The following is a 16,148-nucleotide window of genomic DNA, read 5'->3' on the forward strand; positions in this document are numbered from 1 at the left end:
GAGATTATGATGAGAAAAGAGAATTTGAATTATATATTTTCAATAGTGCTAGTACTACTCTTTCAATCCTGTGGTAAGACCTGGTTGGAAGCCAAACCAGACAAATCATTAGTCGTTCCAAATAGTATAAAAGATTTTCAGGCTTTACTTGATAATACCTCTCAAGTTTTTAATATCAATCAAGCGAGTGGTTTAAGCGAAATAGGCGCGGGTGATTTCTATATTTCTTTTTTGGGGTGGCAGTCTCTTTTTAATGTACAGGAAAAATCAGCTTATATCTGGGCTCCAACAGCAGGATTTTATAATGGAGAACAAAGCTTAGACTGGTCATCTGCTTATCAACGGGTTTTAAATACGAATGTAATTCTAGAAGGAATTGAAAAAGTAAGGCCAGGAATGACTGAGCAGCAGGATTGGAACAATGTAAAGGGAGGAGCACTGTTTTTTCGTGCTTTTGATTTCTTTAATTTGGCTCAGGAATACTGTGTAGTATATAATTCTAGTACTGCAAATGCGGATCTAGGGTTGCCTTTAAGGCTGGAGTATGATGTAAATATAAAAGTGAAACGGAGCAATCTTCAACAAACTTATGATCGGATCATTGCTGATTTAAAAGAAGCGGCTAATCTGCTAGGAATTAGGCCTCAGTACAAAACTCGGCCCTCTAAAGAAGCTGCGTACGCTTTACTCGCAAGGACTTATCTGGCTATGGAAAACTATGAACAAGCCGGAGTATACGCTGATCTGGCTTTGCAGATTCAATCTGATTTGATGGATTACACAAAGTTGAATAGTGCTGCATTATTTCCAATTGCAAGATTTAACGCTGAAGTGATTTTCCACAGCACATTTACGTATGGGATATTTAATACCACAAGGCTAACTGTGGTACCAGAATTATACAATGACTATGCTATTGGGGATTGTCGTAGGTCTGTCTTTTTCACTACGAATGCGAATGGGATGACTTTTAAAGGGAGTTACAATGGGGATAAACTACTTTTCGGAGGTTTGGCTACTGATGAAATGTATCTAATCCGTTCGGAGTGTAATGCAAGAAACGGAAAACCCGGCTTAGCATTAGAGGACTTGAATCATTTACGGAGAAGCCGATGGAACGGTATTTATCTGGATTTGATCAGTACAAACCCTAATACAGTATTGGAGTATATCCTAAAAGAACGGAGAAAAGAGTTGGTGTTCCGAGGAATTCGTTGGTCCGATTTACGAAGACTAAACCGAGATCCCAGATTTGCGGTTACTTTAACCAGAGTATTGAATGGGATTTCTTATAATCTACAGCCAAATGATAAAAGATATGTTTTTCCGATTGATGAAGAAGAGATCCAGTTGGGCGGGATACAGCAAAACGAACGTTAAAAATATTAAAGGAGATTGAACAATCAATCTCCTTTAATATTTTTACTCAAAATGACCATTGATGACTGAACCACTTTGAAAGGTTACTCCTGTCGAAGGCAGAGATTGTCCATCAGTAGCGGGAGGTGTATTGGTGCCAATATCCCATTGTGAAGAACAAAGGTTACCTCCTGGTTCACACCTGTCACCTGAATAATAAGCATAACCGCTAGGACTGTTAGGTGCTCCATAAGGATTGTTTATCTGATAGTAGTAATAAACGGAACGTTTTTTTATTGTGGTGAATGCGCTGAATCCAAATGCGAGTCCAGCTATAAGAACACCAAATGCTGCTTTTTTAATCTTGTTCATCTTTTTTTGTTTTAGTAAGTCCCCAAAGTATTTATTTTAACAGGCTACCTTATTTACCTGAATCACGCGCGTAAATTCTTTATTTCTTTTTTCTGCTTATGGTTAAACCAATAATTGCCAGTGCAACAAACCCTAGATTGAACCAAATATGTTGCTGCCAGGTCATGGTGCTGATTACTCCTCCGCAATGACAAGGCAATTTGCTCCCTGATAAAACCATATAAGACAGGTAAGCTGTAAATGCCGTCATCAATAAAAGGGAAGCATATAATCCTACTTTTCTTACCAAGGGAAAGATCAGGACGATGCTGATGATAATTTCTATGATTGGAACCGCATAGGCCACAATCATATTATAGCTACCAATTAAAGGTGACTTTGCCAGTGTGGATGCAAAGGCTTTTACCGTTAGTATTTTACTTGCTGCAGTATACATGAAAAGTATAATGAACAAATAAACCGTAATGTCTACGATGATTTCTCTGGTTTTAGCAGATATGTGCAAGCCAGGTTGTTTGTTTAATGTAATTTGCATATCGATTATTGTTATTGGTTGATAATCCAAAGGTGCAGCACATTTTTTTTATAAAAAATGGAGATTTTTGCCAAAAAAAAATCGAGAATTGATGGCAAAAATCTACCCCTGCATTTCCAGCATGGCCATATTTTTGTATGGCCTTTTAATGAACTTTGGAGAGCTATCCACGTGTTTTTTAAAGGCCTTACTAAAATAATGTGGTTCTTTGTAGCCACTTAATCTGGCTATTTCACCTATAGGTTTATTGGTTGTTGAAAGCAATTCTAACGCCAAATCAATTCGCAATTTGATAACCTGCTCGCGAAGCGGGATTCCGAAAGCTATTTTTGCCAGTCGCGCAAGGCTTCTTTCCGATACCATAAATCGGTCTGCAAGTTCAGGAGCACTGCTTGCTTTTTCAGATGTAAAGTTCTCCTGTATAAAGTTGGCAATGGCAGCAGCCTTATGCTGGTGGTATTGACTGGTGGTATTTCGACCGATAAGTTTGTTGTAATATTTGGTCACACAATTATCGATGAAAACATAAGTGTTGGTGTCCATGTTTACTTGGTTAGCTTTCAGGTCTGTAGTTTTTAGTAAATTAAATAGACTTTTAGCGATACCGAAGGAAGGAAGGGTGATGTTTTGCCTTTGCGAATTACTGAAGAATGTTATCAAAGATTTTAATTCTGGTAGCTTTTCACTTTTATAGACTAACCATTCCGGACTAAAGGTGATCAATAACATTTGATGAACTCCCGCAGGGAGTGTTTCTTTGTATTTTCCTTCAGATCGATAACATAAATAACAGGAGTTTTGTCTCAGATTAACGTACATGAAAAATGCAGGTTTATTAACCGAAAAATCAATTTTGAACTCTTGTGTAAGCGTATACTCGAACAATTCGACATAGGCCAGGTAATGACTAAGAGATTGAATAATAATATCTCCCTCGTTAATTTTGATTTTTTCAGCTTTTGCCATTCGTAAAGGCATAGCACTAAGTTGAGTAAGTGCATCAGGCGTTAGAGCTACCGATCTACCACCTGCTAAATGAAGTTTGATGTGTGATTGCATTGTCTACCCTTTTAGAAACTAGGTAAAGATGTCCTATAAAGTAAAGGAAAGTCCGACAAAGCAACGATAATTACTATTTTTTACACTATTTACACTATGTAAAAGATTCTATAAAAGTTTTGTTAGCTTTTTAATAAAGTTATATTTGAACTTTAGTACCGAAACCAATTAAACCATGCAAATTAAATCATTTGAAGAGTATCAAAAAACATATCAGTATAGTGTAGATTACCCAGAACAGTTTTGGGAAGGGATTGCCAATAATTTTCAGTGGAAAAAAAAATGGAATAAAGTCTTGTCCTGGAATTTTTCTGAACCTAATATTAAATGGTTTGAAGGTGCGAAGCTAAATATCACTGAGAATTGTTTGGACCGACATTTAGCAGAAAATGGAGATAAACCGGCCATTATCTGGGAGCCAAACGATCCACAAAAAGAGAGCGTCACCTTAAGTTATAAGATCTTACATGAACAAGTTTGTCGTTTTGGTAATGTTTTAAAAAAGAACGGCGTAAAAAAGGGCGATAGAGTATGTATCTATATGCCAATGGTTCCTGAACTCGCAGTTGCAGTATTGGCTTGTGCACGTATCGGTGCTGTCCACTCTGTAGTATTTGGCGGTTTTTCTGCCAAATCTATTGCTGATCGTATTAACGATGCCGAATGTAAAGTGGTGATTACCGCTGATGGCGCGTTTAGAGGAAGCAAACAAATTCAATTAAAAGAGGTGATTGATGATGCCCTGATTGGCTGTCCAACAGTAGAAAGGGTAATCGTTTTAACCCACACCCGTATGGCTGTATCGATGCTGAAAGGCAGAGATGTTTGGTGGGAAGATGAAATTAAATTGGTTGATACCAATTGCCCGGCTGAAGAAATGGATGCAGAAGATCTGTTGTTTATTCTATATACATCGGGCTCAACAGGAAAACCTAAAGGTGTAGTACATACCATTGGTGGTTATATGGTTTATGCCGGATATACCTTCTCTAATGTATTCAATTACCAGCCAGATGAAGTATTCTTCTGTACGGCTGATATCGGTTGGATCACGGGACACTCTTATATCGTTTACGGTCCACTTTCGCAAGGTGCTACGACCTTGATGTTCGAAGGAATTCCAACTTATCCTGACGCGTCAAGAATGTGGCAGGTTGTAGAGAAACACAAAGTAAATATTCTTTATACTGCACCTACGGCCATTCGCTCACTAATGAGCTTTGGAGAGGAACCGCTTAACGGCGTTGACTTAAGCTCGTTACGAGTTCTAGGATCAGTAGGTGAGCCTATTAACGAAGAAGCATGGCACTGGTTTGATGAGAACATTGGAAAAAGTAAATGCCCAATCGTAGATACCTGGTGGCAAACGGAAACTGGCGGGATTATGATCTCTCCAATTGCTTTCGTTACCCCTACAAAACCAAGTTTTGCTACTTTGCCACTGCCAGGAATACAACCAATTTTGGTTGATGAACAAGGTAATGAGATCGAAGGTAATGGTGTAAATGGTAACCTGTGTATTAAATTCCCATGGCCTGGAATGTTACGTACCACTTATGGTGATCATGAGCGTTGTAAACTCACCTATTTCTCTACTTATAAAGATCTTTACTTTACTGGTGATGGCTGCTTAAGGGATGAGGACGGATATTACAGAATTACAGGTAGGGTAGATGATGTGATCAATGTATCGGGACACAGAATTGGTACTGCAGAAGTTGAAAATGCAATTAATATGCATGCTGGTGTGGTTGAAAGTGCTGTAGTTGGTTATCCACATGATGTTAAAGGACAAGGGATTTATGCTTTTGTGATCAATCCTAATGTACACAACGATGAGGACCTGACTAAAAAAGATATCTTACAAACCGTAACCCGAGTTATTGGTGCAATTGCCAAACCGGATAAAATATTATTTGTATCAGGCTTGCCAAAAACTCGTTCTGGTAAAATTATGCGTCGTATTTTAAGGAAGATTGCCGAAGGTGATACCAGTAATCTAGGTGATGTAAGTACGCTGCTAGATCCGACGGTAGTAACTGAAATTGTTGAAAAAGCAGGGCAATTAAAATAAAATGAAGCAAAAGGGAAATGGCTAATCACTATTTCCCTTTTACTTCAAAAATATAATCTCCATACAGTACGTTTTTGCTGCTCAATCCCTGTACGATTACCTTGAACTTACCGGTAATATCGCTGGTGTAAAACGTAATTTCCCGCTCTTCCTTGTTTAGTAATAATCCATTACTCCAGTAGATGGTCGATGCAAATGCTGGTTCTAAAGGCTCGGCATAATCGTTCACGTAAAATTCTTTTTTTGAATAAACACCGTCCATAAGTACCATTCCAGGATTAACCGTGACGGTTTCACAGGCTTGATATATTATTGATCCACCCCCGCTCATATGGTAACTTTTCCCAGCTACAGGAGGTCTGTTGTTTGGATCGCCTACATGGTTGAAACAGTTTAATATATTATAACTGCACACATAATCGCCACAATTATTTGGACCTTTGGGGGAGTGAGCGTTGTTGCTGTTCCCAGAAGTGATTTGTACTTCTTTCAACCTTATCGCAGTTTCATTGCCCTTAAGGGATAACACATTGTTATTTTGAACTGATGATGGAACAGCCCTATACTCTGGCCCAAATAGGTTTAAATAGCTTTTGTTCAGCTTTGCATAAGGATCATTTACGGATAGCAAGTATCGGTTCTTATTTTGTTCTCCCAGGAATATATAAACCGGCTTTTCTTTTTCTACCGCAAGGTTAGATGCATTAAATTCAAAATAGCCTCGGTTATCAGTATTGTAGAGTTTCATTCCCGAAGAACTTAAAATACCAATCTGAAGGGGTTCATTTACTGGTTGTTTTTTGCCCGTGATTTGAAGAGACAGCTTCGTATTGTCGTAGCTTTTTATAGTGTCTGATGGTTTTGTCTTCATGGCATCCTGCCAGGTATATCTGCGCCAACCTTTTACTAATAAAATATTGTCCATATACTTCGGGTCTTCGTAACCTCTCGTGGTATTATAAGGAGGTAAAGCAGTCAGTGAACTTGCTAAATAGGAATAACTTTCTATGTCGACGTTAAGCTTTGACGATATGCGCCTTTCTTGTACACAGGCAACAGATACGATTGCCAGACTATCCGAATCACCTAGCCGTAGTTTCAGTGTTACTTTTTTCCGTTGCTCATAAACCTTTTGGTCTGATGAAATTGTGAGTTTTGGTGTAGGATTGTAATGTGCAAAGAACATACGCTCGGCAAGAGGTCTGCCCAAGCTATCGGAAATGGTCAATGTGTTGAGACCCAGGGGGACTGTTTCCAGTGGGATGATTAAGGTCATTTGAGGATTTTGTGCATCTAGATGGTTGTAAATAAACGTCTCTTTAAAATTATGAACCCTAATAAACAGGTTTTCCTTTTGGGATGTTCTGAGCTTTGCAATGAGCGTGTCTCTTACTGCTGCTTCGGAAATGTAAATACCAATCCCCTTATCTAAAATAGGCGGCAGCAAGTAACTAGTATCCGTAAAACCTGAGTGTAAAAGCTTTATTCTGTAACTACTTCCCTTTTCTGGCTTTAATAAAAAGCTCCCAATCCCGTAACTATCCGTTTCAATAGTATCAATTACTGTATCATTCTTGTAAAGTTGGGCCTTTAGAGAAACAACTGCAAGTTGTTGATCTTTGACCTCGACACCAACACGGCCCAGAATCCCATTAATTAAGTTCCCACCTTCAGGATAAAAGCCAACTTTGGCCCTGCGTTTTGTAACAGGCAGACTAAGGTTTAAAAAGCTACTGTCACTACCGTATTTCAGTTTTACATAAACATTAGGATCGGGAATGTCTTCTTGTTCATCTAATTTTAAAATTACCTCGCCTGAAGAATTGGTTTTAGTTTTTTTAGAGAGATGACCATAGTGGTAACTGACCTCAACTGGCTGTGACAAAAATCGAGCATCCCTGGTGGTTGCGGATAGTAAAACCTGATTTGGTTTTACGCCCATAATCCCTTGCTCCAGTATTTTTAAGCCGGCATTAAAACTGGGATTGATATTCGTCTTTATCGTTATGGGTTGTATAAAGATAGCCTCTGGAACGCCATTTGAAACTCTGTTAGTACTCGCTAAAAGATGATAATCACCGGCTAACATGGAGTCGGGGAGTACCATGCTTCCAAAAGATAGGCTCGTAGCCATTAGAAACTTTTGGTGTTTAACAACTAAACTGTCCGAATTTCTTATCAACGCAACAGACATGATGTTGTGTTTACTAATATTAGCTTCTCGTTCTGTTAAAAGGTAACCAGTAAACCATACTGTTTCATTGTTGGTATATATGTTCTTGTCAAAGTGAACAAAGAGGCGGGGGGAGGGATTGGCTAATTTATACAGGTAAAGCTGTTTGGCCAGCGGGTCGACCAATAACGGCTGTTCTTGCTGCGCAAAAGCAACATGACCGGAAAATATTAAGAGCCCTAAAATGAGGTTTAACCAGTAGCGCATTGACTAAAGTTAGGATAAGGAATCCGATTGTACAAAAGAAGCCGTATTAAATTGCTTTAATACGGCTTCTTTTGTTTTTATTTAGGATTAGTAACCAAAAATCTGTGTAAGTGATAATTTGGTAACAGGTCCAAACTTCTGCATGTCCTCAGGTTTTGCATTTTTCTCTGAAGCAACAATGCAATAAGTATAAGGCTTGTTGGCTACATTCTTTTCATGAAATGATTTAATATCACCAAACGTCAATGGCTTTAAGCCAGCATATGCATCGATTCTAGAATCGTGGTCGAAGCCTATTTTTTTATCGGTAAAATAAGCACCAATAATATCATCCTTGGTAATTCTACTCGTTTCAATCGCATTTAATGCATTGTATTTCGAAGCCTCAAAAGCTTTATCAGTCTGAGGTAGAACGTTCAGCAATTCGTTCATCCCTTTAACAGCGTCATTCATCTTATCAGCCTGACAGCCCACATAAGCTACCATCGCATATTGCTTTTCCTTTTTGTCTGGAGCAGAGAATACCGCGAAAGTGGAATAAGCCAGTGCTTTCGACTCCCTTATGGTTTGGAAAACTACAGAGCCCATACCGCCGCCAAAATAACTGTTAAATAAAGTTACCTTAGGTGTCCAGGTAGGCGTGTATAAACCGCCATTACGTACCCAACGGATCTCTGACTGTACCATGTCGTAATCAGCAAAATAAACCTGATTTTCCGTGTTGTTGGCATAAGAGAATTTACTAGCAGGAGCCTCAGGACTGAATTCCTTAGGTAGATTATGTAATTTACCAATAGTTGTAGTAAATGTGTTTAGGTGTTGCGGACCATAATAGGTAATGGTGTGCTTGTAGTTGTTAATGTTATGTAAAATGTCCAGCAATTGAGTTGAAGTCATGTTTTTCACCTCTTCGTTGCTCATTGTATGGTTAAAAGGATTACTTGCGCCATATTGTGCATAACTTGTTAACCCATTAAGGATTGCCGTTTTGTTGAGCTTATTGTTCTCTCTTGATTTTAAGAGGCGACTTTTAAGTTCTACAAGCGCTTGCTCATTAGGCTTACAATTGGCAAAAATATGCTCAACCAAACTCACCGCCTTGTCAAAGTTTTCCTGCAGTCCAGTTATGGTAATAGAAGTAGTTTCATTACCTACGTTAAAGCTATAGTTACAAGCAATGTTGTAAAACTCTTTGCTAATCTGCTCTGCTGTGTATTTATCTGTGCTCAAAAAAGTTAAGTATTGGGCAGCATAAGGCTGTAACTTATTGTTCCATGCACCCATGTCGAAACGGTAGGTTAGGTTAAAGATGCTATTGTCTTTATTTTGAACAGCAATAACCTCAGCAATGCCTGATTTTCCAAAATCTAAATCTTTTTTGTAATCCAAAAATTTAGGGGAAATAGGATTAACCGGCATTGATTGTAAGTTTTTTGCAAAGTCTGATGTCTCAGCAGCATTTGTGTTTACCGGAGTGATAACTGGTTTTTCAACCTTAACAATGTTTTTGTCTTCACCTTTGTGTTTGTAGACAACAACATAATTGTCTTTAAAAAACTGATTGGCAAAGTCTGTGATTTGTTTCTTAGTCACTTTGGCCATAGCATCAGGGCTGCCTAATGATTTGTCCCAATTTACTCCACGGTTAAGAATAAACTCATTGGTGATACTTTCAACGCGGAAGTCGTTTTTGTCGAAAGCTTGCAAAAGTCCGAGCTTACTATTTGCCACAGTCGCTTTAATCAGACTTTCATCAAAGTTTCCTTTTTTAAGGATGTTAATCTGATCCAGTAATAATTGTTGTGCCTGTTCTAGACTTTGTCCTTGTTTAGGTTGCGCCGAGAGCGTAAAAATGCCATAATCCTTCATCTGTTGATACCCGGCTCCCGCACCTAAAACTTTTTGTTGTTTATTTAAGTTGATATCCAATAAACCAGCTTTTCCATTAGATAGAATGCTGGAAATCAAATCCAGTAACATGCTCTGTGTGGTGTTTTGTGCAAAACCTCTATAGGATAGTCTTACACTTTCTGCACTAGGGCCATAGATGTCTACCTTCTGTACCTTTGTAAGCGGTTTTTCAGGAGCTGGATTGTAAAGCGAAAGCGGCTTTGGTTTCATATAGGCAAACGATTTGTCTACCTTTTTAATCATCTCATCTGGATTAAAATCACCAGATAAAGCGATGATCATATTGTTGGGTACATAATACTTGTTATAGTATTTTCCGATCTCTACCAGCGATGGGTTTTTTAAATGCTCAATAGTCCCAATCGTGGTTTGTTGTCCATAATTGTGAGTAGGGAACAACAATGCTCCAGTTTGCTCATTTATCTTCCAGGAATCGTCATCTAGTCCACGGTTCTTTTCTTCGTATACGGCTTCCAGCTCAGTGTGGAAGATACGGAAGATTGGATTGCGGAAACGTTCGGCCTGAAGCGCAAGAAACTGATCTGTAGCATTGGCAGGAAAATCCTCATTGTAAACTGTTTCTTCGTACCAGGTATGGGCATTGGTAGACTGACCGCCAATTGCTTTCATCATTTTATCATACTCATTGGCAATAGAGTAATTAGAGGCCAGGCCTGATGTTTTGTCAATCTCAGCATAAATCGCTTTGCGTTTTGCAGGATCAGTAGTATCATGATACTGCTCATAAAGTGCCGAAATCTTATCTAGTAATGGTTTTTCTTTAGCAAAGTCCATGGTGCCAAACTTATCCGTTCCTTTAAATAATAGATGCTCCAGATAATGGGCTAGACCTGTTGCCGTATGGGGATCGTTGTTGCTACCCGCTCTTACCGCAAGACGAAATTCAATGATTGGTTCCTTGGTGTTTTGCGAAAGTACTACTGTTAGTCCATTCTTTAAGGTGTAGAAACGGGCTTTTGTAGGGTCATTAGTTACGTACTTATAGGTGTAGCCTCCTGATGATGCCGTTTTCCATTGGTAGGCGGATTGCGCCATTAAGCTCGAACCTGTTATCAGCAAACAGACAAGCAACAGTAATTTTTTTTTCATTAGAATAAGTTATTTGTTAGTTTTTTAAGCTACTATAGTTTTCGTAACTCATTTCAAATATAAGTTGAATGCTAAACTTTTTGTTCGAATTCTTGTACTTTTACGGCTACAAAAGTAGTTTGTTAAGTATTTCATCAAGAATGGTGAATATGGCATATTAATATACACACATGAAGAAAGAAAATTCAAGACCCAATATTTTAGTAGTGAATGATGATGGTATTACAGCACCAGGAATTAAAAACCTGATTGAGGTAATGATGGAGTTGGGAAATGTGGTGGTTGTGGCACCTGATGGGCCGCAGTCGGGTATGGGACATGCCATTACTATAGGAAAACCATTGCGTTTTGACCGGGTTGATCTGTACCCAGGTGTAGAAATGTACAAATGCTCGGGTACGCCGGTGGATTGTGTAAAACTGGCTGTAAATAAAATATTTAAAGGTAAAAAGCCTGATCTTTGTGTATCTGGTATCAACCATGGTTTAAATAATTCTATCAACGTAATATATTCTGGAACAATGTCGGCTGCCGTAGAAGGTGCAATCGAAAATATTCCATCAGTAGGTTTTTCATTAGATGATTTTTCTGAGCAAGCAGACTTTAGTCACTGTAAAAGATTTATCAAAACTATTGCCTTACAGGTACTGGAACATGGATTGCCACAGGCTACATTGTTAAATGTGAATTTCCCTAATGGGGCCGACTTGAAAGGTATTAAAATTTGCAGACAGGCGAATGCCAAATGGGCTGAAGAATTTGATGAACGTAAAGATCCGCACAATCGCTCCTATTATTGGCTTACTGGTGTATTCCAAAACAATGATAAGGGTGAGGATACAGACGTATGGGCATTGGATAATGGATATGTATCGGTAGTTCCGGTACAGTTTGATCTTACTGCACATCACGCTATTCCGGTATTGAACAGCTGGACTTTCGATGTTCCACCTGCTGTTGTAGCTGCACCCGATGGGCCTTCACTTGGATAATTATGACATTAGGAAATCGGTTAGCGCAAATTAAAGATTCTGTATTTACAGGCTTGGGTATCGGATTACTGATACCCGGAGTCTTACTTGCTATAGTTTGGTACCTGATGCATAAGTTTGCTTTTTTGGCAAAGGCCGATTTATTATTGATCGGATGTATTGCTGTAAATGCGGGACTAATGCATTACTTTTTTAAATTAAATAAGGACAATATTGGCCGTGGCATTATCAGTGCTACTTTTCTTTGGGCCTTTGCATTCTTTTTTTATAAAATAACCCAATAATGAGGTATTATATAGTAGCAGGAGAAGCTTCAGGTGATTTGCACGGTGCTAATTTAATGAAAGCGCTAAAGGCGGAAGATTCAAATGCTGAATTTAGGTATTATGGGGGCAATAAAATGCTGGCCGAAGGTGGAGTATTGGATAAGCATTATGCGGAAATGGCCTTTATGGGTTTCACCGAAGTGCTTTTAAATCTACGCACCATTTTTAAAAACCTAAAGGCCTGTAAGGCTGCTATACTGGCTTATAAACCAGATGTGTTAATTCTTATTGATTTTCCGGGTTTTAATTTAAAGATTGCGGAGTTTGCTAAGGCGAATGACATTAAGGTTTGCTACTATATTTCACCAAAGGTTTGGGCTTGGAACCAGAAACGCGTACTTAAAATAAAACGAATAGTTGATAAGCTGTTCTGTATTTTGCCTTTTGAAGTTGATTTCTATAAGAGCTGGGGGATGGAGGTAGATTACGTAGGTAATCCATTGCTGGATGAAATTGCCCAGTTTACCCCGGACTCTGAGTTCCGCAAAAAATACCAGCTTGAAAAGGATGTTATTGCCTTGTTGCCAGGTAGCCGTAAACAGGAAATAGAGCGATTACTCCCGGATATGCTTAGTGTTACACAAAGTTTCCCTGATTGTCATTTTGTGGTTGCTGCGGCACCGAGTTTTGACGAGACTTATTACCGACAGTTTATTAAAACTGATAATGTGACACTGGTTTTTGCACAAACTTATAACCTGCTTCATGTAGCCAAAGCGGCAATTGTTGCATCAGGTACAGCTACACTTGAAACTGCTTTGTTTCATGTGCCCCAAGTTGTAGTTTACCGTGGCGGTGCTATCTCTGTCGCGATAGCGCGGGCATTGGTCAAAATCAGGTTTATATCCCTCGTTAATTTAATCATGGATAGGGCTGTAGTTACGGAGTTGATCCAGAATGATTGTAATACGACCAATATTACCCGTGTGCTTAAGGGGATTCTAAATGGGGCCGAAAGAGCTCAGATGCTTAGTGATTATAATGAGCTCTCTGCAAAAATGGGTACAGCTGGAGCATCAGGACGTACTGCTAAACTCATTCTCAACTATTTGGCAACGCTCTCCAACAAGTAACAGCCTACATTGTTCGTCTTTTTCCGGAATATTTACATCGTTCAAGTCCTTTCGGTATTGTCGCCTAATGTCGATTCTACTTTTAGCTTCGATAAACCGTCTTACCTGCTCCCTGTTTTCCAATATCAGGCCCGGTACCTGCACGGGTTGATTATTGTCATCTTTGGCCACCATGGTAAAATAGCAGGTGTTGGTATGCTTAACCGCGTTAGTTTTAACGTTTTCAGAAATTACTCGTATCCCCACTACCACCGATGTGTTTCCTACATAGTTTATAGAAGCCATTAAGGATACCAATTCTCCAACTTCAACAGGCGCTAAAAAATTAACGGTATCAATAGAGGCGGTTACGCAGTAATTGCCAGCATGTTTTGCTGCACAGACATAAGCAACCTTATCCATCAAGGAAAGTAAAGTGCCCCCATGTATCTTTCCGCCAAAGTTGGCATAAGCGGGAATCATCAATTCTGTAAGTACGGTTTCCGAAAAAAGTACTGGTTTATAATTTTCCATTTAGTTTTGCTAGTTAAATTGCTATTAGTGTTTGTTTAATCTTGCCTCTTCAAGGTCAAGATTCTCTTCCATATCTCTCAGTACTTCGTGGTCATATTTCTTTGTAGCTTTCATTTTCTTCAGCCCTTTTCTTCTTAAAGCAACCAATTCCAGCATAATTTTTCTGTATAGTTTTCTTACCGATGTAACCTCTTCTTTCTGAGTTTGCTCAAGCAAGGTGCGCTCCGTAGCATTTATACTTCTCTCAAGCTGCTCTTTAATTCGGGAAATAGTTTCAAATTGACTCATTTCTGAGCTGTATTTGTCGTTCAGGAAACTTACACAATCCTTAGCCAGTTGTAAACGGATCGATTCCATCTGCTCATCTTCAGGGATATGCTCGTCTACTTCTTCGATTTTTAAGAGTCTAAGAAAAATAGGCAGTGTTAATCCTTGAAATACAAGTGTTATCAGTATCACCACAAAAGTGATAAATAAAATCATATTGCGATGTGGAAAAGGCTCGCCTGTATTTAAGGTGAGGGGAATTGCTAATGCGGAGGCCAAGGAAACTACACCTCTCATACCTGCCCAACCTATGATGAACGGAAGCTTAAAACCTGGGCTAGTTTCTTTTTTTCTGATTCGGGGACTTAAAAATCTTGGAATAAAGGCGGAAGCATAGACCAAAACGATTCGGACAATGATCACAATTAAGCTTATGATTAGGGCATATTTAATCGCTTCCCCCATAGAATAACCTTCCAATCCATTCACAATTACAGGCAGCTCTAATCCAATGAGGATAAATACAAAACCATTTAAAAGAAAACCTACTGTAGCCCAAACTTCTTTTCCCTGTATACGGGTATGGTAGTTTAGAAAATCACCAGATCGGAATGATAAAAATAGTCCACCGCTAACCACAGCCAGTACACCCGACCAATGGAACTCCTCTGCTACTATATACATCAGGTAAGGGGCAATTAGGGTAATCGGAGTGGTAATGCTTGATGATTTTGCCCAGTACCTTAATACAATATAAAGCAAGTGGGCAATAGCTAATCCTACTATTATACCCATTACAGCTAAAATAAAGAAGTCGGTAGCTGCTTTTTGGAGCACAAATTGTCCCGTTAATATAGACGCTAAAGCAAATCTAAATACGGTTAAAGAAGCTGCATCATTAACGAGACTTTCGCCCTCCAGTATTGTTAGTCCTCGTTTAGGCATTTTAAGGCCTTTTAAAACCGAAGTCGCAGCAACGGCATCTGGAGGAGAGATGATACCGCCTAGTAAAAAGCCAAATGCTAATGTAAAGCCCGGTATAATGCTGACCGAGAAATAGGCAATGGCAAGGGAGGTGATTAAAACTAAAGCAAATCCAAGAGAGAAGATGGATCTTCTCCATTTCCAGAACTCATTCCATGAAGTATACCATGCCGCTTCAAATAACAAGGGCGGTAAGAAAATAAGGAATACAATATCAGGATTGATGTTTATCGAGGGAATGCCAGGGATAAAGCTAATTCCCAGACCACCAATGACAAGAAAAATGGGATAGGAGATTTTCCAGTGCTGACTCAACAAGAAAAGAAGAGCCATAGCAAAAAACAATGCAAGAATTAAAAGGAGGTTCGCATGTATCATTTTTTAAAAATAAGCAATTGAACTTTCTTTTTACGCTTTTTTTAAGGGGGTAAGGCTGTGTTTATGCATACAGGGTTTCCTTATCTAGTAATTCTTCATGTTGCACCATGTAGCTTAAAGAAGCTTTTACAAGTTCATTAAGGTTAACGCCTTTCTTTTTAGCTAGCAGTGCAGAATCTTGATGAAGCTTTTCAGAAACTCTTACATTAAAAGAACCCTTGTATGTTTTGTTGGGTTTTTTTCCTAATTCTTTGCAGGTTTTCAAGTAATCGATTATAGCGTCTTTAAAAGCTGACTCTAACTCATTCACAGAAGCCCCTTCAAAAGTTACTAAATCATTTATTCCGTGTATTTTGCCAAAAAAAACACGGTCTTCTGCGCTAAACTCTACAGAGCCTATATATCCTTCGTATTCAAAATAGTTTTTCATAGTGCTGATTAAGTTGTTGTTTAATTAAATCAATTTGGTAACCCTTTAAAATATTGCTGGGATGTGGTTCATGTATACTTATAACATCCTTATATTGATTTGCAAATTTTCTTCTGGATCCGCCAGTTTTACCTTTGTTTATTTCTTGAAAGCCATAATGGGTTAATATTTTGGTGGCCTCTTGCCAGGTAAAGTCTTTTGGTTTCGAATATAATCGTGCTAATAGCTTCTCTATTTTGCTCATACAAATATACAATTAGTTTTGTAACTAAAAAATAGTTACTTGTGGTTTTGCCCCTATTTTTATTAATGATGCTAATCTATA

At 38.7% G+C, this 16,148-nt stretch carries 14 protein-coding genes; 5 read left to right on the forward strand and 9 right to left on the reverse strand.

The genetic code is table 11. The annotated features are described in order from the left end of the window. Window positions 1-6: 6 nt before the first annotated feature. Window positions 7-1,380, forward strand: a complete 1,374-nt coding sequence (locus EZ444_RS03385) for a RagB/SusD family nutrient uptake outer membrane protein (RefSeq protein ID WP_131607310.1) — start codon at window positions 7-9, stop codon at window positions 1,378-1,380. 42 nt (window positions 1,381-1,422) lie between these two features. Here the strand turns inward: EZ444_RS03385 and EZ444_RS03390 are convergent, their stop codons facing one another. The 3 genes from EZ444_RS03390 to EZ444_RS03400 all read right to left on the reverse strand — a co-directional run bounded on the left by EZ444_RS03390 (window position 1,423) and on the right by EZ444_RS03400 (window position 3,325). Continuing rightward, window positions 1,423-1,731, reverse strand: a complete 309-nt coding sequence (locus EZ444_RS03390) for a hypothetical protein (protein WP_131607312.1) — start codon at window positions 1,729-1,731, stop codon at window positions 1,423-1,425. A gap of 79 nt (window positions 1,732-1,810) precedes the next feature. Then, window positions 1,811-2,266, reverse strand: coding sequence for a MauE/DoxX family redox-associated membrane protein (locus EZ444_RS03395; RefSeq protein ID WP_131607314.1), 456 nt, complete (start codon window positions 2,264-2,266; stop codon window positions 1,811-1,813). A 102-nt stretch (window positions 2,267-2,368) separates the two neighbouring features. Then, window positions 2,369-3,325, reverse strand: a complete 957-nt coding sequence (locus EZ444_RS03400; protein ID WP_225874618.1) for a helix-turn-helix transcriptional regulator — start codon at window positions 3,323-3,325, stop codon at window positions 2,369-2,371. Window positions 3,326-3,500: 175 nt separating this feature from the next. On the opposite strand from EZ444_RS03400, the gene acs reads away from it, so the two are divergent. Then, window positions 3,501-5,399: an acetate--CoA ligase gene (gene acs, locus EZ444_RS03405; protein WP_131607316.1), complete on the forward strand. Its 1,899-nt coding sequence runs from the start codon at window positions 3,501-3,503 to the stop codon at window positions 5,397-5,399. Between the two features lie 28 nt (window positions 5,400-5,427). Here the strand turns inward: acs and EZ444_RS03410 are convergent, their stop codons facing one another. Both EZ444_RS03410 and EZ444_RS03415 read right to left on the reverse strand, forming a co-directional pair. Then, complete coding sequence (locus tag EZ444_RS03410; RefSeq protein ID WP_131607318.1) at window positions 5,428-7,839, reverse strand: hypothetical protein; 2,412 nt, start codon at window positions 7,837-7,839, stop codon at window positions 5,428-5,430. A gap of 87 nt (window positions 7,840-7,926) precedes the next feature. Further along, window positions 7,927-10,860, reverse strand: a complete 2,934-nt coding sequence (locus tag EZ444_RS03415) for a M16 family metallopeptidase (protein ID WP_131607320.1) — start codon at window positions 10,858-10,860, stop codon at window positions 7,927-7,929. Between the two features lie 170 nt (window positions 10,861-11,030). Here EZ444_RS03415 and surE point away from each other — a divergent pair, with 170 nt between their 5' ends. Genes surE through lpxB form a run of 3 tightly spaced genes read left to right on the forward strand, consistent with a single transcriptional unit; the run spans window position 11,031 to window position 13,251 of the window. Beyond that, the gene (surE, locus tag EZ444_RS03420) at window positions 11,031-11,852 is read left to right on the forward strand and encodes a 5'/3'-nucleotidase SurE (protein WP_131607322.1); all 822 of its coding nucleotides are present in this window, start codon (window positions 11,031-11,033) and stop codon (window positions 11,850-11,852) included. Between the two features lie 2 nt (window positions 11,853-11,854). Next, window positions 11,855-12,136 (forward strand): stationary phase survival protein SurE, encoded by a 282-nt coding sequence (locus EZ444_RS03425; RefSeq protein WP_131607324.1) that lies wholly within the window; start codon window positions 11,855-11,857, stop codon window positions 12,134-12,136. Next, window positions 12,136-13,251 carry a lipid-A-disaccharide synthase gene (lpxB, locus tag EZ444_RS03430; RefSeq protein ID WP_131607326.1) on the forward strand — a complete coding sequence of 372 codons (1,116 nt, stop codon included), beginning with the start codon at window positions 12,136-12,138 and terminating at the stop codon, window positions 13,249-13,251. Before EZ444_RS03425 ends, lpxB begins: the two co-directional genes overlap by 1 nt. Here the strand turns inward: lpxB and EZ444_RS03435 are convergent. The 4 genes from EZ444_RS03435 to EZ444_RS03450 all read right to left on the reverse strand — a co-directional run bounded on the left by EZ444_RS03435 (window position 13,195) and on the right by EZ444_RS03450 (window position 16,067). After that, on the reverse strand, window positions 13,195-13,764 hold the full coding sequence (locus tag EZ444_RS03435; protein WP_131607328.1) for an acyl-CoA thioesterase: 570 nt from the start codon (window positions 13,762-13,764) through the stop codon (window positions 13,195-13,197). The genes lpxB and EZ444_RS03435 overlap by 57 nt on opposite strands. A gap of 24 nt (window positions 13,765-13,788) precedes the next feature. Further along, window positions 13,789-15,393 (reverse strand): Na+/H+ antiporter, encoded by a 1,605-nt coding sequence (locus EZ444_RS03440; RefSeq protein ID WP_131607330.1) that lies wholly within the window; start codon window positions 15,391-15,393, stop codon window positions 13,789-13,791. 61 nt (window positions 15,394-15,454) lie between these two features. After that, window positions 15,455-15,823: a type II toxin-antitoxin system HicB family antitoxin gene (locus EZ444_RS03445; protein ID WP_131607332.1), complete on the reverse strand. Its 369-nt coding sequence runs from the start codon at window positions 15,821-15,823 to the stop codon at window positions 15,455-15,457. Then, the gene (locus EZ444_RS03450; RefSeq protein ID WP_131607334.1) at window positions 15,807-16,067 is read right to left on the reverse strand and encodes a type II toxin-antitoxin system HicA family toxin; all 261 of its coding nucleotides are present in this window, start codon (window positions 16,065-16,067) and stop codon (window positions 15,807-15,809) included. The genes EZ444_RS03445 and EZ444_RS03450 overlap by 17 nt, the downstream gene beginning before the upstream one ends. Window positions 16,068-16,148: the final 81 nt, after the last annotated feature.

The sequence above is a fragment of the Pedobacter hiemivivus genome, from assembly GCF_004331685.1.
Classification (GTDB): domain Bacteria; phylum Bacteroidota; class Bacteroidia; order Sphingobacteriales; family Sphingobacteriaceae; genus Pedobacter; species Pedobacter hiemivivus.

Coding starts and splice junctions, on each gene's coding strand:
- EZ444_RS03385 (WP_131607310.1), top strand. CDS start 7: ATGATGAGAAAAGAGAATTTGAATTATATATTTTCAATAGTGCTAGTA.
- EZ444_RS03390 (WP_131607312.1), bottom strand. CDS start 1,731: ATGAACAAGATTAAAAAAGCAGCATTTGGTGTTCTTATAGCTGGACTC.
- EZ444_RS03395 (WP_131607314.1), bottom strand. CDS start 2,266: ATGCAAATTACATTAAACAAACAACCTGGCTTGCACATATCTGCTAAA.
- EZ444_RS03400 (WP_225874618.1), bottom strand. CDS start 3,325: ATGCAATCACACATCAAACTTCATTTAGCAGGTGGTAGATCGGTAGCT.
- acs (WP_131607316.1), top strand. CDS start 3,501: ATGCAAATTAAATCATTTGAAGAGTATCAAAAAACATATCAGTATAGT.
- EZ444_RS03410 (WP_131607318.1), bottom strand. CDS start 7,839: ATGCGCTACTGGTTAAACCTCATTTTAGGGCTCTTAATATTTTCCGGT.
- EZ444_RS03415 (WP_131607320.1), bottom strand. CDS start 10,860: ATGAAAAAAAAATTACTGTTGCTTGTCTGTTTGCTGATAACAGGTTCG.
- surE (WP_131607322.1), top strand. CDS start 11,031: ATGAAGAAAGAAAATTCAAGACCCAATATTTTAGTAGTGAATGATGAT.
- EZ444_RS03425 (WP_131607324.1), top strand. CDS start 11,855: ATGACATTAGGAAATCGGTTAGCGCAAATTAAAGATTCTGTATTTACA.
- lpxB (WP_131607326.1), top strand. CDS start 12,136: ATGAGGTATTATATAGTAGCAGGAGAAGCTTCAGGTGATTTGCACGGT.
- EZ444_RS03435 (WP_131607328.1), bottom strand. CDS start 13,764: ATGGAAAATTATAAACCAGTACTTTTTTCGGAAACCGTACTTACAGAA.
- EZ444_RS03440 (WP_131607330.1), bottom strand. CDS start 15,393: ATGATACATGCGAACCTCCTTTTAATTCTTGCATTGTTTTTTGCTATG.
- EZ444_RS03445 (WP_131607332.1), bottom strand. CDS start 15,823: ATGAAAAACTATTTTGAATACGAAGGATATATAGGCTCTGTAGAGTTT.
- EZ444_RS03450 (WP_131607334.1), bottom strand. CDS start 16,067: ATGAGCAAAATAGAGAAGCTATTAGCACGATTATATTCGAAACCAAAA.